Source organism: Bacillus sp. 1A (assembly GCF_052682215.1).
The window spans coordinates 6194097-6216029 of record NZ_JBQYLZ010000001.1 but is presented as its reverse complement, the minus strand read 5'-3'; the positions used below and the strand labels follow the sequence as shown (position 1 = coordinate 6216029).

The window sequence follows — 21933 nt, the reverse complement described above, 5'->3', positions numbered from 1 at the left end:
TAGAATCTCTATAAGGTAACAGAGAAGGAGATTCTAGTATGGTATATTGGTTATTATTACTTGTTACAATTATTTTTGAAGTAGCTGGAACAATTGCGATGAAACTATCAAATGGTTTAACAAAGCTCGTTCCCAGTGTACTTATTTTCGTATTTTATGGAATTTGTTTCAGCGTATTTGCTATCGTTGTCAAAAAAATTCATTTAAGTATCGCTTATGCGATTTGGTCTGGTGTAGGAACATTACTTATTACAATCATTAGCGTGTATTTTTTCAAAGAGCACATTAGCTTATTCCAAGCATTTTGCATTCTCTTTATTGTTTTAGGAGTAATTGGGCTTAAGGTTTCATCGGCATCATAAGTAGTAGTTTCGTTTTGTGACATTGCTTAGGGACGGTGCATTGGTAAATGAATTATATCGGCGATTTTTTGGATATATCGAACGTAACTCCAAATATATCAGCGGTTTTTAAAATATATCGAACGTAACTCAATTTATATCAGCGATTTTTGAAATATATCGATTTACCGACAAAAAATGACATAATAAAAGGAGGCTATCCCTGAGGATAGCCTCCTTTTATATTAAAATGCCCAGTTACCTTTACGGAAGATTGGTTCATGTCTGCCATCATCTGTAATGCCGTCGATATCAAGCTCAGCTGATCCAATCATGAAGTCGTTATGTGTAATACTATTGTTTGCTCCGTTTTCAGCAAGTTCTTCTTTAGACATTGTTTTTCCGCCAACTAAGTTGAAAGCATAAGCACTTCCGATTGCAAGGTGGCAAGATGCGTTTTCATCAAACAGCGTATTGTAGAATAAAACATTTGTGTTTGAAATTGGTGAATCATGAGGTACTAAAGCTACTTCTCCTAAGAAGTGAGAACCTTCATCTGTTTCTACTAAATGTTTTAAAGCTTCTTCACCAGTTTCAGCTTTATAATCTACGATACGTCCGTTCTCAAATGTTAACGTGAAGTTATCGATAATATTACCTGCAAATGCTAACGGTTTTGTGCTAGATACTTGGCCGTTTACACCTGTTTTAAGTGGCATTGTAAATACTTCTTCAGTTGGAATGTTCGCCATAAATGGTACGTTCTTTTCATTTAAGCTACCAGCACCAGCCCATACATGCTTTTCTGGAAGTTCAATCGTTAAATCTGTTCCAGGAGCTGTATAGTGAAGAGCTTTATAATGCTTTTCGTTTAAGTAATCAACTTTTGTATGTAACGTTTCATCGTGTTCTTTCCATGCTTCTACAGGATTTTCTAAATCAGCACGAGTAGCTTTGAAAATAGCATCCCATAGTTTTGCTTCTTGTTCTTCTGGTGCAACGTCAGGGAATACTTTCGCAGCCCATTCTTTCGTAGGGACAGAAATGACACACCAGCTTACTTTATCAGCTTGTACGTAATCACGGTATACTTTCATTGCTTCACCAGCTACTTTATGAGCTGTTGCGATACGCGTTGATTCTACACCTTTTAATAAATCAGGGTTTTCTGCATAAATAGACATAAATGCAGCACCTTCTTTTGCTAATTCTTCACGAGCGTGTGCTTTCCAAGATGGGAACTCAGCGAATGCTTCTTCAGGAGCTAGGTCGAACTTTAAGCGTGTTAGCGTCTCATCATTCCAGTCCACATATACGTGTTTTGCACCAGATTTATATGCTTTTTCTGTAACGAGGCGCACAAATTGTACAGCTTCAAGAGGTGCACTAATTGATAGTGTTTGTCCTGGTTGAATATTAACACCAACATTGACTGCAAGAGCAGCATATTTCTCTAACGTTTGTTCAAATGACATATGTATAATCTCCTTTAATTTGAAAGATTTCTTACTATATATAATACAAGAAAATTCAAAAAATATATATAAATATAGCTTAAAAAGAGAGCTCAAAATATATTGAGCTCTCATCGTTATTTAATCGAAGAAGCAAATTGTTCTACAGTCGTCGAATTGTGTATGCGAACACGCTTCATTTTTAATAATTCATCGGGTTCACCTTTTGTGATGAACTTTCCGGATTTTGTTGTCGTCGCAAATTGATAATATTTCTTCGTTTCTGCAACAACTTTATCATCCACATGACCGAATGGATAAGCAACTGCAATAACAGGCTTACCTGTTATTTTCTCTAGCTTTTCCTTTGATTCTTTTAATTCTTCTTCATAGTTTGTAATTTTCGGCAAGTCTGCATGTGTTGCAGTATGAGATTGCATAGAGAAAATGCCGGAATCAACCATTTCTTTTATGTCAGATGTAGAAAGTGATCCTTCTACATCAACGTTATCAACAATCATATATTCTGTTGCTGTAGGTTTAAACGTATCGTCTTTTAGTTTTTGTAAAACATGAAATGCATTCATATTATTTTTCATACCGTCATCAAATGTAACAAAGATAGGTTTATTTACTTTATTAATATCGCCCCAACGTTCAAAAGTTAGTAATGTATAGCCGTTGTCCTTTAAATATTTCATCTGGGCTTCAAAATTAGCAGGTGATACGAATAAATCTTTAATGCCTTGTCCATGATAATCATCGATTGCATGGCACATAAGAACGGGAACCTTTTGCTCGAAAGTAATAGTAGATTTTGTGAGTGGAATGTTTTTCCCATCTTCTTTCATTCCTATTGCTTCAATTTGAAACTCACCGCGTTTTCCTTCAAATTCTTTTATGTCAAAAGGAAGTGTAAATTGTTTCTCCTTTTCTTTAGAAGAAAAAGATTTAGCACTTTCCTTCCCATCAGCTGTGCGCCAAATTTTATATTGTACCTCACTTAAAGTATCCTTTATATCTGTCATGTGAATAGTAGTATTAGTAGATTCATATGTAATTGGGTTATAGGAAATTTTCCCTTGTTCTTGTACGGTCACTTCTTGTTTCTTAGTCTCTTGAACCTTTTTCTCTTTTTTAGGCTCTTGATTTACATTGCTAGTAGTACAACCTGCTAGAATGGCAGATGTGCATAAAGCGATTGCTGCGTATTTTTTCATAAAATCACCTTCTATTGTGTATTATGTTGCATACTCATATTTAAAATCCCCACCGCTGTAAGAGAGGTGGGGATATACCCTTGTTCATCATATCATTTGAAGAAAATGTATGGAATGAGAAAAGTAACAATAGATAAAAAAATCACCTTACTTCAACGAGTAAGGTGATTTTGTATCAAATAAACAATCCAGCGATTGTTGCAGATAAAATAGAGGCAAGTGTTGATGCAAATAGCATTTTCCAACCAAATTTAGAAACGATGCTTCCTTGTTTTTCAGAAAGGGCACGGATTGTACCTACAATCGCACCAATTTGGCTAATACTTGCGAAGCTAATTAAGAATACTGTAACGATTCCGACTGTACGTGGAGATAATGTTGATGCAACACCTTTTAAATCAAGGATTGCTACAAACTCGTTTAATACAATCTTCGTACCCATAATTCCACCAGCTGGGATAATGTCTTGAGTTGGAATACCCATTAAGAATGCGAATGGAGCAAGTATATAACCGAAGATTTGTTGTAAAGTAACAGCATATCCCATTGCACCTGAAGCTGCGCTAATTACGTAGTTTACAACTTCCATCACACCGATGAAGGCGATCATTAATGCAGCAACGATACCAGCTACTTTTAAACCATCAAGCGCACCGTTAATCATTGCGCCGATAAAGCTGTCTCCGAATAAAGTTCTATCAAATTTTTGAATCACTTCATCTTCTTTCTTCGTATCAACCGGTGTTAATAGCGAACAAACGATCAAGCTTGAGAATAAGTTTAGCGGAAGAGCGGCTAGTACATATTTCGCATCTAACATCATTACGTATGATGCTGTAACAGAAGCAGAAACGGAACTCATTGCAGAACAACAAATGATAAACATACGGTTTTTATTAAAATGCTGTAAATCGTTTTTAATAACGATTAACGCTTCACTTGAACCGAAGAATACAGAGTTTACTGCGTGGAATGACTCGACGCGTGGTAAACCAGTAATTTTTGAAATTGCACCGCCGACAACGCGAACGATGAATGGTAAAACACCTAAATAACTAAAGATAGAAAGTAGTGCTGAGAAAAATACGATAATTAATAATACATTTAAGAAAAAGACAAAATCTCTTTGAATTCCATTAAAGAGAAAATCGACGCCTGTCGTACCAAGTTTAATTAGTTTGTTGAAAACTTTACTAATGAAGATGATAATTTGTTGACCAATTTTTGTGCCAAACATAAACCAACCGATTAAAATTTGGAAACCAATCATAATAGCAATTGCACGGAAGTTGATTTTACTTCTATTGTTTGACAAAGCAAAGCATAAACCTAAAACGACAAGAATACCGATAATGCTCATTACATATTGCATGTAGTTGCCCCTTTCAGAAGTTCGTATAAAGTTTGTACATAAAACGCTCGTTATATTACTAAAAATAAAACAAAGAAGTTTTATGTCATACGTAAGATGTCTGACCTTTTAGAAAAATGAAAATAAAAAAAGACCCATATGGATTCACTTTCATCTATGAGAGAAAGCTAATCAATATGAGTCCTTTTTTGCACATAGGCTAATATTCATTAGTTTTCCCCATAGTCCAGCAATTTAAGGTTGCCGGGTAGAAACTCTCGATCCATATTATCGAGTATATATGAGGTAACATCGTCCGTATTAAATTAGTAGTAGCGTAACATTAACAGAGAACTATCGTCAATAGCTTTTTTTCTTCCGATAGAAATAGACCATATAAGTATGATAAAATGTAACGCAGTGTTATGAAAAAGAGAGGTCGGAAAATGAGTACAAAAATGACGCCACCAGTTGAGAAAAATGAGTTTATAGATGTAGTATTTGAAGATTTAACACATGATGGTGCCGGTGTTGCGAAAGTAAAGGGCTATCCTATTTTCGTTAAAAACGGATTACCAGGTGAAGAAGCACAAATTAAAATTATTAAAGTGAAGAAAAACTTCGCATTCGGTCGTTTAATGAAGCTTCATACAGAGAGCCCATATCGTAAAGATGCAGAATGCCCAGTGTACAATCAGTGCGGCGGTTGTCAGCTTCAGCACTTAACATATGAAGGACAATTACAAGCGAAAGAAAAACAAGTACGTGACGTTATGCAGCGCATTGGCGGATTAAGCGATGTTCCTGTGCACCCTGTACTTGGTATGAAGAACCCATGGGTATACCGTAACAAAGCACAAGTACCAATTGGAGAACGTGAAGGTGGACTTGTAGCTGGTTTCTATCGCCAAGGAACACATGACATTATTAATATGGAATCATGTTTAATTCAGGCAGAAGAAAACGATACATTAATCCAGGAAGTAAAACGTATTTGTGAAAAACACGGTATTTCGGCATACAACGAAGAGCGTAACAAAGGAACACTTCGCCACGTAATGGCTCGTTACGGACAAGTAACAGGGGAAATTATGCTTGTCTTCATTACTCGTACAGCAGAATTACCAAACAAAAAAGCAATCATTGAAGAAATTGCTGCGAAATTCCCAGAAGTAAAATCGATTGTTCAAAACGTAAACACGAAACGTACAAACGTAATCTTCGGAGACACGACGACAGTACTGTACGGATCAGAATACATTTATGACTTTATCGGTGACATTAAATTTGCAATTTCAGCACGTTCATTCTATCAAGTAAACCCAGAGCAAACGAAAGTGCTATATGATAAAACGTTAGAATATGCAAAACTAGATGGCAACGAAACAGTAATTGATGCCTATTGCGGAATTGGATCAATTTCCTTATTCCTAGCGCAAAAAGCGAAAAAAGTGTACGGCGTTGAAATCGTCCCAGAAGCAATCGAAGACGCAAACCGAAACGCAGCACTAAACAACATGACAAACGCTGAGTTTGGCGTAGGAGAAGCAGAAGTAGTTATTCCAAAGTGGTACAAAGAAGGCATAATCGCCGACACAATGGTCGTAGATCCACCGCGTAAAGGTTGTGATGATGCACTACTAAACACAATCATCGACATGAAACCAAAACGCGTCGTATACGTATCATGTAACCCAGCAACATTAGCGCGTGACTTAAAAGTACTAGAAGAAGGCGGATATAAAACGCAGGAAGTACAACCTGTTGATATGTTCCCGCATACGACTCATGTGGAGTGTGTAGCTTGGCTTAAGTTGGTATAATAGGAAAGCAGTTGATATAGGAGAATCTATACCATCTGCTTTTTGGTTTACAAAAATACCATTTATAAGCGATTTTAGTTAAAATAAATATTGCTGATTTTCATAAATTATAAATTGAGAGTTTGAAATTGCATTCATATTGAGAGGATTTGAATTTGAAATGATAGATAATTTTTGGCGTGATTTACCACGACCATTTTTTGTACTTGCACCAATGGAAGATGTGACAGACGTTGTTTTCCGTCACGTAGTAAGTGAAGCTGGTAGCCCAGATGTATTCTTCACAGAGTTCACAAACTCGGATAGCTATTGTCATCCAGAAGGTATGAAAAGTGTACGTGGCCGTTTAATTTTTACAGAAGATGAACAACCGATAGTGGCGCATATTTGGGGAGATAATCCTGAATATTTCCGTCAAATGAGTATTGGTATGGCAGAGTTAGGATTTAAAGGCATCGATATTAACATGGGTTGCCCTGTACCGAACGTAGCATCAAGAGGAAAAGGTAGTGGCCTTATTCTACGTCCAGACGTTGCGGCAGAACTTATTCAAGCAGCAAAAGCGGGCGGATTACCTGTCAGCGTAAAAACAAGACTTGGCTTTAAAGAGTTAAGCGAGTGGGAAGATTGGTTAACGCATATTTTCAAACAAGATATTGCAAATCTTTCTATTCACTTACGTACAAGAGAAGAAATGAGCCAAGTCGATGCGCACTGGGAGCTAATTCCGGAAATTAAAAAATTACGTGATCGTATTGCACCAAATACGTTAATAACAATCAATGGAGACATCCTTGATCGTAAAATGGGGCTGGAACTTGCTGAAAAATACGGCATTGATGGTGTAATGATCGGACGAGGTATCTTTAAAAATCCATTTGCTTTCGAAAAAGAGCCAAGAGAGCATAGCAGTAAAGAACACCTTGATCTTTTAAGACTACAACTTGATCTTCAAGATCAATATGCAGAAGTATTACCACGCTCTATCACAGGACTACATCGCTTCTTCAAAATTTATGTAAAAGGCTTCCCTGGAGCTGCTGAATTAAGAAATCAATTGATGAGCACGAAGTCAACGGATGAAGTACGTGCATTGCTTAATAAGTTTGAGGCGAGTGCTAATGTGGTAGAAGGTAGTGAAACAGTGTAACTTTTGAAAGTTACACTGTTTCATTTTAATTAAGGTGAACCGTACCACAAATAAAAAGTAAAACCTAAGTAAACATAATCAATCTATTTCACCTGAATTTTGCGTAACATTTACGTTTGAGTTGCCTACTAAATTAGAGTTGCATAAAAAGAAATGGACTAACCTATATTAGGTTAGTCCATTTTTTAGTGTGTTAATTAATAGTAAATCCCCATCCTTTTTTGCTTTATTAATATTATCCTCAAAGGAAGGAGCTATCCCACTACCAACTAAAATACTTTTTACAGTATTTGATTGAAGGCGTTTCTATCGATAGGACCTTTCTTAATTTCTAATACAATAAATTCGTTATTAGAAGTATCTCTTAATAATAAATAAAATCATCCCCACAAGCATTAATCCACCTAAGACTACAAAACCTACCTCTAAAATGTTAAAGTAGTAATTTGACGACATTAATTTATACATGCTAAAAAGCATTATTATATTTAACATTTCAGGAGGCAAAACAATGGCAATGAGCAACAACGATATATTAAAAAGAGTAAGGTACGCTTTAGATATAAGAGATATAGATATGGTAGAAATCTTTAAACTTGGTGGTATGGAAGTAACGAAAGAAGACGTAGTTGATATGCTTACAAAAATAAAGAGAGCTCCTCAGCATGAAGCTGAAAATGATGATGTAATCGAAGATGAGTACGTATTAACATGCGATATGATGATGCTAGAGGCATTTTTAAATGGATTTATTACTTTAAAAAGAGGGAAGCAAGATCCGAAACCAGGACAACCGGCACCTGTACAAAGCAAAGAGAGTGCGAATAACCTTCTGCTAAAGAAAATGAAAATCGCACTATCATTAACGAGTGAGGATGTACTTGATATATTAGATAGCGTAGGCGTTTCAGTAACAAAGGGAGAATTAGGAGCCCTATTAAGAAAGAAAGGCCATAAAAATTACAAAGAGTGCGGCGATAGATACGCAAGGAATTTCATTAAGGGATTAGGTGTAAAGTATAGAGGGTAATGAGTTTGTTAAAGCAGCAAATGATATAATAGGTAGAGTAGGGCGTTTGTATCCTACTCTTTTTTATTTGTAAAAATAATATGCTAGGTGATGAAATGGTACATACATATTTAGGTGAGACAATTAATTTTCATATAACTTATAAAAAGAAAAAGTCGGTGCGTCTTTTTGTAGATTCGTACGGAAATGTGGAAGTGCAGGCTTCGAAAGGGACACCTGTTGAATACTTAGTACAGCTGCTGGAGGAGAAGTGGGATTGGATTCAGAAAACACGTAAGGAAATGCAGGAGCGAGCGCTTGGACCACAGGAAAAGGATTATGATCAAGGAGAGGGTTTTCTGTATTTAGGGAATACGTATCCGATACAGATTTCTCAAGATGCAAGTATTACGCAAGACAATGCAGTGTTTGAAGGTAATAAGCTACATATTTATGTGAAAGAGCTTAAGGATGAGAAAGTCCAGCAGGCTTTAAAACGATTTTACTATAAGCAGTGTAAGTCATTAGTAGAGAAGAGTATTAAAGTGCATCAAAGTAACTTCAAAACAAAACCACGTTCTATTCGTATTACAGATAGTAGTCGCACGTGGGGAACGTGTGATTCAAATTTACAACTAACATTTAATTGGAAGTTAGCGATGGCACCACAGCAAGTAATTGATTATGTAGTTGTTCATGAAATGTGCCATATGGTTCATTTAAATCATGATCGCTCTTTTTGGCGTCTTGTCGGGAAGATAATGCCCGATTATAAGGAAATGGAGAATTGGTTAGCGTTATCTAGTTGGAAGATGACGGTTTAGTAAGGAATATCGATTTTTGTCGGTAAATCGATATTCTTTGTCGAATCGTTGATATATTGTGAGTTATGATAGATATATTTGAAAAATCGTTGATATATTGTGAGTTATGATAGATATATTTGAAAAATCGTTGATATATTGTAAGTTAGGATAGATATATTCGAAAAATCGTTGATATAATTTCATTTACCACAGAATTGTTTAACGGATCGAAAAAAGGAGATGTCACAAGGGACATCTCCTTTTTTCGATCATATAGATCATCGCCCAAACTTCACAACAAAATCTCCGTCCACTTTTTCCATCTCATACCCACGATACCCTTCCGAAAGCAACGCCTGCTGTCCAATAGCATCACTCATCGGAACACTCTTAACATCCGTCCAATTTCTTTCCTTGCCTCCACGCAATTCCTTCACAAAAACATACCGCATACTCCTGCCATATTTCTTCTTCAATGCAGCAATCTCCATTCCTTGCGCAAATTTATCCTTTAAACTCGGAATGTTAAAAGGGGCAACGGTGCAACAAACGTAATCGTATTTGCTATCTTCTTTTTGTAATTTGTCCATGATGACTGTCGCTAATATTTTTTGCATCCCATTTCCGCGGCAGTTCGGGTGAACATTTGAAATTTCTTGATAGATGACGCGATGTAGTTCGCTTTCTGGTATGCCAATATCAAGTCCTAAATGTTCTTCGTCGATAGGAGGGACGAGTAGGGCACGAAATGCGATGAGTTTGTTTTCGATAAAAGCACCGATCATCATGCCGTTTCCTTCTAGAATGTATTGAAACTCTTCTAACGAGAGTGGTTGTAAGCGACTTTTATCCTCTAGCGCCTCAACTACAACGTTTTGTAATGATAAGATTTGTTCAATGTTCTCTAGTGTTAGTAATGTAACGTGAAATGGTTCGTTATTTTGTTTTAATAATCCTTTGTATAGAACTGTCATGCGTTAGTCCTCCTTTAGCGTACAACGTCTTGAAAGACGGTTAGTTCTTGTAATGTATCTTCATTTATTTCAATGCCGAGTCCTGGCTTTTCGTTTAAGCGAATAAACGGTACGTCGTAATGTAAGTTTCCGATGTCTTTCGTGAACTTTAATGGACCTGTAAGTTCAACGCTCGTAATGATTTTTTTCGAGAAAGCGACATGGAATCCTGCGGAAGAGGCAACGGATGATTCGACCATGGATCCAACTTGGCATTCAATGCCGACCATTTCTGCTTGATGAGCGAGTTTTACAGCGGGATATATGCCGCCGCATTTCATTAGTTTTATATTTACTTTATCAGCCGCGTCTAATTTAATGATTTGGCGCATTTCACGAGAACCTTTTAATCCTTCATCAATCATAAGTGGAAGGTCTGTTTTAGAGCGAATGTGAGCCATTGCGTCAATATCGTCTGCGACAACAGGCTGTTCAATCCAGTCGATGTTTAAATGACCTAATGAACGAAGGGCCGTTAATGTGTTTGCGCTATTTTGCCATCCTTGGTTTACATCAACACGAATCGCGATATCACTTCCTACACGTTCACGTACCGCTTCAATTCTTTTTACATCTTCTTTTACATTCGTACCGACTTTCATTTTGAAAGATTGGTAACCTTTTTGAATCATGGAAGCAGCTTCTTCAGCCATGTCTTCAGGTTCGGCGATACTTAAGACGTGAGTAACAGGGAAGTCTTCATGGTAGCGTCCGCCAATTAATTGATATACAGGTTGATTTAGTTTTTTGCCCATTATATCAAAACAAGCAATATCAATCGCGGCCTTCGCAGTAGGCACTCCGTAAATTGTATTGTCCATCATATCGTGTATTTTCTCGATATTCATTGGATTTTGCCCAATGAGCGCAGGAGCAAGTGTATGTTTTAAAGTATGGAAAGTACTTTCCCATGATTCGCCTGTAACGTGATCATCAGCAACGCCCTCACCGTAACCGATAATGCCTTCATCTGTTTCCATTTTGACAATAATAGAAGGCATATCAGAATAAGAACCATAACTAATAACAAACGGATCGCGAAGCGGTAAACGAATTGCGTAAAGATGAATAGCTGTAATTTTCATTGGGTAGAGACCCCTTCCTGTTTACAATAGTTTTGTACATTTGATATAGTTGACGTTAAATAGTCGTTAATTAATGATAAGGAGTTAGAGAAATGATGATAAAAATTGCAGTTGTCGGTTCAAAAGAGTTTATGGAGACACTTTTACCTGTCGCTCATAAACTAGAAGAAATAGAGATTGATCCATATATTTACCTTCATCCGGCGGAATCTTCTGAACTTTTAAAGCGTTTAAAGCCGTGTGATTTCATCTTTTTCTCAGGTGCTTTACCTTATTATATGGCAAAAGAAATAAGAGAACAATTACGAATTCCAAGTACGTACTTACAGCAAGACGAGACAACTGTCGCATCTTCCATTCTTTCTGTCATGTATCACCAAGGTATTCAACCACATAACATTTCAATTGATTTAGTAGACCGCTCATTCATTACAAATGTGTTCCATGATATCGGTATAAAAGAAAATCCACAAGTGTTAGATTATGAAAATATGCTGTGGAGTAAAGATGAAATAAATAGAGTTATTGATTTTCATGTAGCTAAATATGAATCTGGAGATGCTCATTTAGCTTTAACTAGTATTCACGCTGTCTATGATGAACTTCAAAAAATAGGTATTCCTTCAGAGCGTATGATAGATCCGAAGCAATCCATTATACATGGGTTAAAAGATGCGAAAATAAAAGCTGAGTTAGCAAAAAGCCATTCAGCTACTGTTGGTGCTTGTATGATTTCTTCTTTAGAATTACGAGAAGGTTTGCTTGAGCAATTAGATGTCATTTCAAAAGAACTACGTGGTTCATTTAAAAAAGTTGATGAAATGACGTTCATTTTGTATACGACTCGTGGTGATATTGAATCGATTATAAAAACAAATATGATAAATCATTTATTTGCGAGTATAGAAGGAACGGTAGCTATTGGATTTGGTTACGGAAAAACTGTGAAAGAAGCGGAGCAAAATGCTAAAATCGCTCAAAGTTTCGCGAAGAATAATCCAATAGACCACTGTTTTTATATACTAACAAGTGATAAAGAACTATTTGGTCCGTTCCCGAAAGAACAGAGAGTACAAAGTTTGAAGAATGACAACCCAGAACTCATGAAAATAGCGAAGGAAACGAAACTGAGTCCAGCCAACTTGTCAAAAATTATTCAATTTAGTCAATCACATCCAACATTGAAGTTTACAGCAGCGGATCTTTCTGAATACTTACAAGTGACTCGCCGATCAACAGAAAGGTTATTAAAGAAACTAGTTGATTATGGGTATGCTCATATTTGCGGCGAGGAAATGCCCTATCAACAAGGGCGCCCTCGCGCAATATATGAAATGAATTTACCGGTATCTTTAAGCTTCTAGTTGAGCCTTTTGTTTTTTTAGTAGTTCCGCTTTTTCAATGTCTGATAGTTTCGTAATTGTGAGACCAGTTATGCCGTAAATGATTGAAATAATAGGTACGATGAAATTCAATATAGCATAAGGAGCATATTCGAATGCGCCAACTCCAAGTGTTGCGAGTATAAATACACCACATGTATTCCAAGGTACGAAAACAGAAGTTAATGTTCCGCCATCTTCTAATGCTCTGGATAAATTTTTAGAATGTAGTCCTTTTTCTGTGTATGCATTTGCGTACATTCTTGAAGGAACAACAATCGAAATATATTGTTCAGAGCAAGTAAGGTTTGTTGCAAAGCAAGATGCGATAGTAGAAGCGATAAGTCCTTTTGCTGATGTCGCTAATTTTAAAATTTGATTTACAATTGAGCGAAGAATGCCAGTATGTTCTAATACTCCTCCAAAAGTCATAGCGACAATTGTCATAGAAACTGTATTCATCATCGAATTTAAGCCACCGCGGTTAAAGAGTTCGTCTACTAGCTTGTTGCCAGTGTCTATGACAAATCCATTTTGGAGTGCACCGACAGATGCGGAGACAGAACCACCTTGAATAAAGACTTGTGATAAAAATCCTAAAATTATACCTACGAGAATAGCTGGGATCGCAGGAACCTTTTTAGCGACCAATACCATAACAACTACAGGTATGATTAATAGGAAAGGTGAGATAACAAAGTTTTGTTGCAATACTTGTAACGTTTGATCGATGCTTTTTGCATCAATATTGTTAGCGCCGAAGCTTCTTCCTAAGAACGCATAAACGATAAGAGTAATAATTAAACCTGGAATTGTAGTAAATAACATATGACGAATATGTGTGAATAGATCTGTATTTGTTAATCCTGCAGCTAAGTTTGTCGTGTCTGAAAGCGGTGACATTTTATCGCCGAAATAAGAACCGGAAATGATAGCACCGGCAACCATTGGAGCTGGGATTCCCATACTTAGGCCAATTCCCATTCCTGCAACCCCAATTGTTCCCATTGTAGACCAAGAGCTACCGATAGCTAATGCAACAATAGAACAAATAATTGTAATTGAAACTAAAAATAGTGATGGAGTTAAAAGATTTAAACCGTAATAAATCATTGTTGCGACGATTCCGCCGCCAATCCAAGCACCGATCGTTAAACCTACTAGAATAATGATAACGATAGCGGGTAATGCGAGGCGAATTCCTTTATACATTGCTTCTTCAATGTCGTTCCATTTGTAACCGTAACGCCAAGCGACGATAGAAGCAACGGTTGTACCGATAATAAGTGGGACGTGAGGGCTTTGTTTTAATACAACAATTGTAACCATCATAACTGCAACTGTAATGATAATAGGGATTATTGCTACGCCAAAAGGTATTTCTTTTTTCATAAATTGCCTCCTCATTATGTATGTTTGTATTTTTAGAATTGTCGCAAAATAGACGTTATTAAATTATAATAACTAAAAATTGATATAAGCGTCAATAAAAAACAGAAAATAAGGAATGTTCTATCGTTATAAAGTGAGTGGAAATAAGTTGTCGATCGTATTTAAAAATAAACAATTGACTTTTTTCTTAAAATTCAATATGTTCATAAAAACATCTGTTTTTCATAAGTATAATTAACCTGAATGGTTTTGAAATTTGGGAAGGAGAATGTAGCTTTGAAAACATTAGAATTACAAGAGCGGTTAACTGAAATTTTTCAGCATTTACATGAAAACCCTGAAGTGAGTTGGAAAGAGTATGAAACGACAGCGTATATTACTAACTTTTTAAAAGAAGAAGGAATTTCATATAAAATATTTGATGATTGCCCAGGCGTGATTGCTGAAATTGGAAGCGGAAATCCAGTTATTGCAATTCGTGCCGATATGGATGCACTTTGGCAAGAAGTGGACGGAGAGTTTAAAGCGAATCATTCATGTGGTCACGATGCTCATATGACAATTGTGATGGGGCTTATTTTACAATTGAAAAATATGAGATGGGATAGTGGAACGGTTAGATTTATTTTTCAGCCGGCAGAGGAAAAAGGAAATGGTTCTTTAAAGATGGTAGAGAAGGGTGCTGTGGATGATGCTGATTTCTTATTTGGTGTTCATTTAAGACCGATTGAAGAACTACCTTTGAAACAAGCTGCCCCATCTATTCGTCACGGAGCAGCAGGATTTTTAGAAGGGACGATTCATGGAGATGATGCACATGGGGCACGCCCGCATCAAGGGATAAATGCAATTGATGTCATTTCTATGATCAATATCGGTTTGAAAAACATATGGCTCCCACCACAAAGTTCATATTCAGTGAAGATGACAAGGTGCCAAGCTGGTGGAGATAATTTAAATATCATTCCAGGTAACGGGCATTTTAGTTTAGATGTAAGAGCAGAAAATAATACATTATTGAAAGAATTAAAGAAAAAAATAGAACATGTAATAGAAGCAGCTGTATCGATTGGATCGAAAACTTCATACGAATGGATCGATCTCGCGCCAGGAGCTGAAGTGTCAGAAGAAGCTGAGCGCTTTATGCAAAAAGGCATTCTTGAAGTATACGGAGAAGAGGGATGCACTGGACCACTGTATACGACAGGAAGCGATGATTTCCATTACTACACAGTGAAGAGACCACATTTAAAAGCTGTCATGCTTGGACTAGGGGCCAACCTACAACCTGGATTACACCATCCGTATATGAAGTTCGATCATAGTTGTATTATGGATGGAGTAGAAATATTGAAGCAAACTGTATGGAAAGTATTAGAGGACAGGGGCTAGATAGCTCCTGTTTTTTTGTAGGAATTTGTCGGTAAGTCGATATATTTGAAGTTACGATAGATATATTCCGAAAATCGTTTATATAATTTCACGTACCAATTAATTCGATGAAAAATCCCTCTCCAGTACATGGTGTATAATAAGAAGTACCATTTCTTATTAGGAGAAAATCAATGAACGAACAATATTATGATGCAGCTTTAAACATAAAAACAGTCGGTGAGCAAAAAGGATTTAACAAGTCTATGCACTATCACCGTTATGAACCGACGCCGTATAGCGGATTAGATGAGTTATTGAATCAATATGAAATAAGAAGTAGCGACCAGGTTGTAGACTTTGGATGCGGAAAAGGACGATTAAACTTTTACATGCACCATAAATGTGGCGCTTCAGCGGTTGGAATTGAAATGAATGAAGAGTTTTATAAAGAAGCGATGGATAATCTAGAGCGCTATGCAAGAAAGGTAAGAAACAGTAAAGATAAAATTGGTTTTGAATGTTGTTTAGCGCAGGAATATGAGATTGATCCACGGGATAACCGGTTTTATTTCTTTAATCCATTTTCTGTACAAGTATTTATGGGCGTAGTAAATAATATTTTACTTTCGGTAGAAGAGGCGGAGAGAGAAGTTGATATTATTTTATACTATCCTTCTGAAGATTATATTTTCTTCTTAGAGAACCAGACTGCGTTTGAGCTGAAGAGAGAAGTACGGTTGCCAGGTGCTTATGAGAAGAATGGGAATGAGAGGTTTTTAGTTTATACATTAAGATTATAAAAAAAGCAGGTGCCAAGGCACCTGCTTTTTTTTACTCACGTCTATAAATTAGTTACGGATTAAGTAATCAAATGCACCTAAAGCTGCGTTTGCACCTGAACCCATAGAGATGATGATTTGTTTGTACGGATTATTTGTACAGTCACCTGCAGCAAACACTCCTGGTACGTTTGTAGCACCGTGCTTGTCTGTTACGATTTCACCGCGAGCGCGTTCAACTGTTTCGCCTAACCAGTCTGTGTTTGGCACAAGACCGATTTGTACGAATACACCTTGTAATTCAACGTGATGAACTTCTTCAGTTTCACGATCGATGTAAGAAATACCGTTTACTTTATCAGTACCAGTGATTTCTTTCGTTTGAACGTTTTTCAGAACAGTTACGTTTGGTAAGCTGTTAAGACGCTCTTGTAATACAGCATCAGCTTTTAATTCTGGCATGAATTCAAGAACAGTTACGTGCTTAACGATACCTGCTAAGTCGATAGCTGCTTCAATACCAGAGTTACCTCCGCCGATAACTGCTACGTCTTTTCCGATGAATAATGGACCGTCACAGTGTGGGCAGTATGCTACACCTTTATTTTTGAACTCAGCTTCACCTGGTACGCCAACGTTACGCCAGCGAGCACCTGTTGAAACGATTACGCTCTTACTTTTCAGAATAGCGCCGTTTTCAAGTTCCACTTCAATAAGTTCTTTTTTCTCTAAACGTTTTGCACGCTGTAGATTCATTACATCGATGTCGTATTCTTTTACGTGCTCTTCAAGACTTGCTACTAGCTTAGGACCTTCAGTGCGTTTTACGCTGATGAAGTTCTCAATGCCCATAGTATCCATTACTTGACCACCGAAGCGCTCAGCAACGATACCAGTGCGGATACCTTTACGTGCTGCATAAATTGCTGCACTTGCACCAGCAGGGCCGCCACCAACAACAAGAACATCGTAAGGATCTTTATCAGAAAGCTCTGATGCATCTGGACCGTTACCCATTTTAGCTAAAATTTCTTCAAGTGTCATACGACCGCTTCCGAAAGATTCGCCGTTTAGGAAAACTGTTGGTACTGCCATGATGTCTTTGCTTTCTACTTCCTCTTTGAATGCAGCGCCATCAATCATAGTATGTGTAATACCAGAGTTTAGAACGCTCATTACGTTAAGAGCTTGTACAACATCAGGACAGTTATGACAACTTAGGCTGATATAAGATTCAAAATGATATTCGCCTTGAATGTTTTTAATTTGATCGATTAATTTTTGTTCAACTTTTGGAGCGCGTCCACTTACTTGTAGTAAAGCTAACACTAATGAAGTAAATTCGTGTCCTAATGGAATACCAGCGAATACGACACCAGTGTCTTCACCAGGGCGATTTACGCTAAAGCTTGGTGTTCTCTCTAATTCAACTTTTTCTACTGTAATCTTAGATGACATAGTAGCTAATTCGTCTACTAGAGCTAACATATCTTTAGATACGTCGTCGTCTCCAGCGCTTACTTTAAGTAAAATATCGTTCTCCATTAACTGAAGGTATTGGGATAGTTGTGTTTTTATATCTGCATCTAGTATCATTTTGATCGAACTCCTTAGATTTTGCCTACAAGGTCAAGGCTTGGTTTAAGTGTTGCAGAACCCTCTTGCCATTTAGCTGGGCAAACTTCACCTGGGTTGTTACGTACGTATTGAGCTGCTTTAATTTTGTTAACAAGAATGCTTGCGTCACGGCCGATACCGTCAGCATTGATTTCCATAGATTGGATAACGCCGTCTGGATCGATGATGAATGTACCACGAGCAGCAAGACCTTCTTCTTCCATTAAAACGTTGAAGTTTGTAGTGATTGTGCGAGTTGGGTCACCAATCATAATGTATTCGATTTTGCCGATAGTTTCTGAGCTATCATGCCATGCTTTGTGAGTGAAGTGAGTGTCTGTAGATACAGAGTATACTTCAACGCCTAAGTCTTTAAGAGTTGCATATTGGTTTTGTAAGTCTTCAAGTTCAGTTGGGCAAACGAATGTGAAGTCAGCTGGGTAGAAACAAACTACACTCCATTTTCCTTTTAAACTTTCGTCAGTAACTTGGATAAATTCTCCATTATGGTAAGCATTAGCTTTAAACGGTTTTACTTCTGTGCCGATTAATAACATATTAAAATTCCTCCTAAATGTTGGTTTTGAGCATCAAAAAATAGTGTGCTCATAAAATATATTTTTTAATTAACTATAATAATTCTAATTCGATATTAATTATCATATAGAAGTGGTTATTTTGTCAAGTGAATAAACCAACTTTATATCAATTTAATTAATATTTATTCTCAATTAAGGTTGTTAGAGAATTAAAAGGTAGTTTTCATGTAATCGATTTTCAACGAGTATGTAAAAGAGTAGTGCGTATGTTAGAGACATGGTGTAAGTATAAATTGTTAGGAAGGGAATATTTCTTAGAAGTTGTGGATTTGAAAAGGATTGCTTATTTCTATTTTACAAAGAATTGTGCGATAAATAAAATAAAATGAATTAGAATCTTTTTGAACATTTTTTGTCATCTCAAATATATAATTAGGAAGCATATTGCAGTAATATAGAAACATTGACTCAAGATGTTAACAAGATATAATAAAACCTAGATATACCTTTCAAAAAGAAGAAGATATAATATAGGATGAAAAAATTTCACCCTATTATTTTTTACGACCTTTAGAAAACGCTTACAATTAGTGTGGAGGGGAAACCATGTCTAAGTTCACAAAGTATTTTTTAATGGAAGCTAAAGATGTGATTGCATATGTGCAAGAGAACTTACCTAAGTTCGAACATGCAAAGGGGTTACAGTGTAAAGAAATAGGCGATGGTAATTTAAATTATGTATTCCGCGTTTGGGATGAACAGAAGAATATTTCTGTCATTGTAAAGCAAGCTGGGCATACAGCAAGGATTTCAGATGAGTTTAAGTTGTCGACGAATCGTATTCGTATAGAATCAGATGTTTTGCAGTTAGAGGAGGAGTTAGCACCTGGGCTTGTTCCAAAGGTATATTTGTTTGATAGTGTGATGAATTGTTGCGTAATGGAAGATTTATCGGACCATACAATATTACGTACAGCACTTATAAATCATCAAATGTTTCCAAAGCTTGCGGATGATGCAACGACTTTTTTGGTAAACACACTCTTATTAACGTCAGATGTTGTAATGAATCATAAAGAAAAGAAGGAACTTGTGAAAAATTATATAAATCCTGAGTTATGTGAAATTACAGAGGACCTCGTCTACGCTGAGCCATTTACAAATCATAATAAGCGTAACGAGTTATTTCCGCTAAATGAGGGATGGATTAGAGAGCATATTTATAGTGATAAAGAGCTTCGTTTAGAAGTAGCAAAACTTAAGTTTTCTTTTATGACGAATGCACAGGCGCTTATTCATGGTGATCTGCATACTGGTTCTGTTTTTGTGAAAAATGATTCCACGAAGATTATTGATCCTGAGTTTGCCTTTTATGGACCAATGGGATATGACGTTGGGAATGTAATGGCGAATTTAATGTTTGCTTGGGTGAATGCAGATGCGACCATGGCGCTTGGAGCTGAGAAAGATACGTATATGGGTTGGCTACAATCGACAATGGTAGAGGTAATTGATTTATTTAAGAAGAAGTTTTTAGATGCTTGGAATATTCATGTGACCGAGATTATGGCGAAGGAAGAAGGCTTTAACGAAGTATATTTACAATCTGTATTAGAGGATACAGCTGCAGTGACGGGCCTTGAGTTAATTCGTCGTATTGTTGGGCTAGCGAAAGTAAAGGATATTACTTGTATCGAGAATGAGGAAGCACGTGCTAGAGCAGAACGCATTTGTCTTCAAGTAGCGAAGAAATTTATTTTACAGGCGAATCAATATAAAACAGGCACAAGCTTTGTAGAAACGTTAAAAGAACAGTCAATGCACTATGCGAAGTAAGGGGAGAAGATGATGGAAGAACAATTAATACCCATTCAGTGGAAAGATAGTGCTTTAGTTTTATTAGATCAAACATTATTACCGAATAAGGTGGTCTATGAATCTTTCAAGACAGCTGAAAGCGTGTGGGATGCCATTCAAGTAATGAAAGTAAGAGGAGCACCAGCGATTGGTGTTTCGGCAGCGTATGGTGTGTATTTAGGAACAAAGGAAGTTATTCAAAGTAAGATGGAAGACTTTATAGAGGAAGTCAAAAAGGTATGTGCATATTTGGCAACATCAAGGCCGACAGCAGTAAATTTATTTTGGGCACTTGAAAGAATGGAGACAGTCGCGACAGAGAACTCACATTTATCAATCGTCCAGTTGAAAGATAGATTACTAGAAGAGGCAAAAGAGATTCATAGAGAAGATGAAGAAATTAACCGTCAAATCGGAGAACATGCATTAACGTTATTCCATGATGGAATGGGAGTGTTAACACATTGTAATGCTGGTGCGTTAGCGACGACTAAGTATGGGACTGCGACAGCTCCAATGTACTTAGCGAAAGAAAAAGGATGGGACTTAAAAATCTATTCAGATGAAACACGCCCTAGGTTACAAGGTTCAACGTTAACAGCATTAGAACTACAACGAGCGGGGATTGATGTTACTGTTATTACGGATAATATGGCGGCTATGGTCATGTCACAAGGAAAGATTGATGCGGTAATCGTTGGATGTGACCGTGTGGCAGCAAACGGTGATGTAGCAAATAAAATTGGGACATTAGGCGTATCTATTTTAGCGAAATACTACAACATTCCGTTTTATGTAGCAGCACCAACACCGACAATCGACTTAAAAACACCGACAGGAAAAGAAATTCCAATTGAGGAAAGAGATGCTTCTGAAGTGATTAATCGCTTCGGACAATATTCTGCTCCGAAAGAAAGTAAAGTATATAATCCGGCATTTGATGTCACACCACATGAAAATGTAACAGCGATTATTACGGAAAAAGGGATTGTAAAAGCACCGTTTACGGAGAACTTAAAAAAGCAATTTCAATAAGTAGATAGATTTAAAAAGTCAGTCATCATAAGCTTCATACTTAGGGGGATGTATATGTTATTACAAAAAGAAAGAGAAGAAATTGTAGCGTATGGAAAGAAAATGATTTCTAGCGGTTTAACAAAGGGGACTGGGGGTAATATTAGTATTTTCAATCGTGAACAAGGTCTTGTTGCGATTAGCCCAAGTGGTTTAGAGTATTATGAAACAAAACCTGAAGATGTAGTTATATTAAACTTAGATGGTGAAGTGGTAGAGGGAGAGAGAAAACCGTCAAGCGAGCTCGATATGCACCTTATTTATTATAGAAATCGTGAAGATATAAATGCGCTTGTGCATACACATTCACCTTATGCGAAGACAATTGCATCATTAGGGTGGGAGCTTCCTGCTGTATCATATTTAATTGCTTTCGCAGGCCCGAATGTACGCTGTGCACCATATGAAACATTTGGTACGAAGCAATTAGCAGATGCTGCTTTTGAAGGCATGATTGATCGCCGTGCCGTTTTACTTGAGAACCACGGTTTAATTGCAGGTGCAAATAACATAAAAATGGCGTTTACTGTTGCAGAAGAAATTGAGTTTTGTGCGCAAATTTATTATCAAACGAAAAGCGTCGGAGAGCCGAAGCTATTGCCAGAAGATGAGATGGCGAATTTGGCGAAGAAGTTTGAAGGGTATGGGCAGCAGTAAATGAAGAAAC

The 21933-nt window shown here is 36.9% G+C and carries 19 protein-coding genes and 1 riboswitch; of the genes, 11 read left to right on the top strand and 8 right to left on the bottom strand.

Annotated elements, in window-relative coordinates; genetic code table 11:
* Positions 1-38 precede the first annotated feature (38 nt).
* On the top strand, positions 39-362 hold the full coding sequence (locus ACUN0F_RS31780) for a DMT family transporter (protein ID WP_000263262.1): 324 nt from the start codon (positions 39-41) through the stop codon (positions 360-362).
* A gap of 224 nt (positions 363-586) precedes the next feature.
* Here the strand turns inward: ACUN0F_RS31780 and ACUN0F_RS31775 are convergent, their stop codons facing one another.
* From ACUN0F_RS31775 to ACUN0F_RS31765, 3 genes are all read right to left on the bottom strand, one after another.
* Positions 587-1816 (bottom strand): aminopeptidase, encoded by a 1230-nt coding sequence (locus tag ACUN0F_RS31775; protein WP_000007364.1) that lies wholly within the window; start codon positions 1814-1816, stop codon positions 587-589.
* 116 nt (positions 1817-1932) lie between these two features.
* Positions 1933-3015, bottom strand: coding sequence for a polysaccharide deacetylase family protein (locus ACUN0F_RS31770; protein WP_445540770.1), 1083 nt, complete (start codon positions 3013-3015; stop codon positions 1933-1935).
* 175 nt (positions 3016-3190) lie between these two features.
* Complete coding sequence (locus ACUN0F_RS31765; RefSeq protein WP_001200510.1) at positions 3191-4387, bottom strand: NupC/NupG family nucleoside CNT transporter; 1197 nt, start codon at positions 4385-4387, stop codon at positions 3191-3193.
* A 202-nt stretch (positions 4388-4589) separates the two neighbouring features.
* Positions 4590-4691: riboswitch (purine riboswitch) on the bottom strand.
* Between the two features lie 121 nt (positions 4692-4812).
* Between ACUN0F_RS31765 and rlmD the strand changes: the two genes are divergently transcribed.
* The 4 genes from rlmD to ACUN0F_RS31745 all read left to right on the top strand — a co-directional run bounded on the left by rlmD (position 4813) and on the right by ACUN0F_RS31745 (position 9172).
* Entirely contained in the window at positions 4813-6189 is a 1377-nt protein-coding gene (rlmD, locus tag ACUN0F_RS31760) for a 23S rRNA (uracil(1939)-C(5))-methyltransferase RlmD (protein WP_000105045.1), read from the top strand.
* A gap of 160 nt (positions 6190-6349) precedes the next feature.
* Complete coding sequence (locus ACUN0F_RS31755; protein WP_445540769.1) at positions 6350-7339, top strand: tRNA dihydrouridine synthase; 990 nt, start codon at positions 6350-6352, stop codon at positions 7337-7339.
* 511 nt (positions 7340-7850) lie between these two features.
* On the top strand, positions 7851-8369 hold the full coding sequence (locus tag ACUN0F_RS31750) for a YehS family protein (protein WP_088121176.1): 519 nt from the start codon (positions 7851-7853) through the stop codon (positions 8367-8369).
* 95 nt (positions 8370-8464) lie between these two features.
* On the top strand, positions 8465-9172 hold the full coding sequence (locus ACUN0F_RS31745; protein WP_264462496.1) for a M48 family metallopeptidase: 708 nt from the start codon (positions 8465-8467) through the stop codon (positions 9170-9172).
* A gap of 260 nt (positions 9173-9432) precedes the next feature.
* On the opposite strand, the gene ACUN0F_RS31740 is transcribed toward ACUN0F_RS31745, so the two are convergent.
* Both ACUN0F_RS31740 and ACUN0F_RS31735 read right to left on the bottom strand, forming a co-directional pair.
* Entirely contained in the window at positions 9433-10128 is a 696-nt protein-coding gene (locus ACUN0F_RS31740; RefSeq protein ID WP_445540768.1) for a GNAT family N-acetyltransferase, read from the bottom strand.
* A gap of 14 nt (positions 10129-10142) precedes the next feature.
* A complete protein-coding gene (locus ACUN0F_RS31735; protein WP_000704461.1) occupies positions 10143-11252 on the bottom strand; it encodes a mandelate racemase/muconate lactonizing enzyme family protein in 1110 nt (369 codons plus the stop codon).
* Between the two features lie 92 nt (positions 11253-11344).
* Here ACUN0F_RS31735 and ACUN0F_RS31730 point away from each other — a divergent pair, with 92 nt between their 5' ends.
* Complete coding sequence (locus ACUN0F_RS31730; protein ID WP_445540767.1) at positions 11345-12616, top strand: transcriptional regulator; 1272 nt, start codon at positions 11345-11347, stop codon at positions 12614-12616.
* On the opposite strand, the gene nhaC is transcribed toward ACUN0F_RS31730, so the two are convergent.
* Complete coding sequence (gene nhaC, locus ACUN0F_RS31725; RefSeq protein ID WP_264462492.1) at positions 12605-14026, bottom strand: Na+/H+ antiporter NhaC; 1422 nt, start codon at positions 14024-14026, stop codon at positions 12605-12607. The genes ACUN0F_RS31730 and nhaC overlap by 12 nt on opposite strands.
* Before the next feature lie 276 nt (positions 14027-14302).
* Between nhaC and ACUN0F_RS31720 the strand changes: the two genes are divergently transcribed.
* The gene (locus tag ACUN0F_RS31720; RefSeq protein WP_445540766.1) at positions 14303-15418 is read left to right on the top strand and encodes a M20 peptidase aminoacylase family protein; all 1116 of its coding nucleotides are present in this window, start codon (positions 14303-14305) and stop codon (positions 15416-15418) included.
* A 173-nt stretch (positions 15419-15591) separates the two neighbouring features.
* Positions 15592-16200 carry an SAM-dependent methyltransferase gene (locus ACUN0F_RS31715; protein ID WP_264462491.1) on the top strand — a complete coding sequence of 203 codons (609 nt, stop codon included), beginning with the start codon at positions 15592-15594 and terminating at the stop codon, positions 16198-16200.
* A gap of 48 nt (positions 16201-16248) precedes the next feature.
* On the opposite strand, the gene ahpF is transcribed toward ACUN0F_RS31715, so the two are convergent.
* Positions 16249-17775 carry an alkyl hydroperoxide reductase subunit F gene (gene ahpF, locus ACUN0F_RS31710; protein WP_000599491.1) on the bottom strand — a complete coding sequence of 509 codons (1527 nt, stop codon included), beginning with the start codon at positions 17773-17775 and terminating at the stop codon, positions 16249-16251.
* 14 nt (positions 17776-17789) lie between these two features.
* On the bottom strand, positions 17790-18353 hold the full coding sequence (gene ahpC / locus ACUN0F_RS31705) for an alkyl hydroperoxide reductase subunit C (protein WP_000924420.1): 564 nt from the start codon (positions 18351-18353) through the stop codon (positions 17790-17792).
* Positions 18354-18941: 588 nt separating this feature from the next.
* On the opposite strand from ahpC, the gene mtnK reads away from it, so the two are divergent.
* The 3 genes from mtnK to ACUN0F_RS31690 are packed head-to-tail and all read left to right on the top strand — an operon-like array spanning position 18942 to position 21923.
* Positions 18942-20171, top strand: a complete 1230-nt coding sequence (gene mtnK, locus ACUN0F_RS31700; protein WP_445540765.1) for an S-methyl-5-thioribose kinase — start codon at positions 18942-18944, stop codon at positions 20169-20171.
* A 12-nt stretch (positions 20172-20183) separates the two neighbouring features.
* Positions 20184-21227, top strand: a complete 1044-nt coding sequence (gene mtnA / locus ACUN0F_RS31695; RefSeq protein ID WP_445540764.1) for an S-methyl-5-thioribose-1-phosphate isomerase — start codon at positions 20184-20186, stop codon at positions 21225-21227.
* Between the two features lie 54 nt (positions 21228-21281).
* Entirely contained in the window at positions 21282-21923 is a 642-nt protein-coding gene (locus tag ACUN0F_RS31690; protein ID WP_000926561.1) for an L-fuculose-phosphate aldolase, read from the top strand.
* Positions 21924-21933 lie beyond the last annotated feature (10 nt).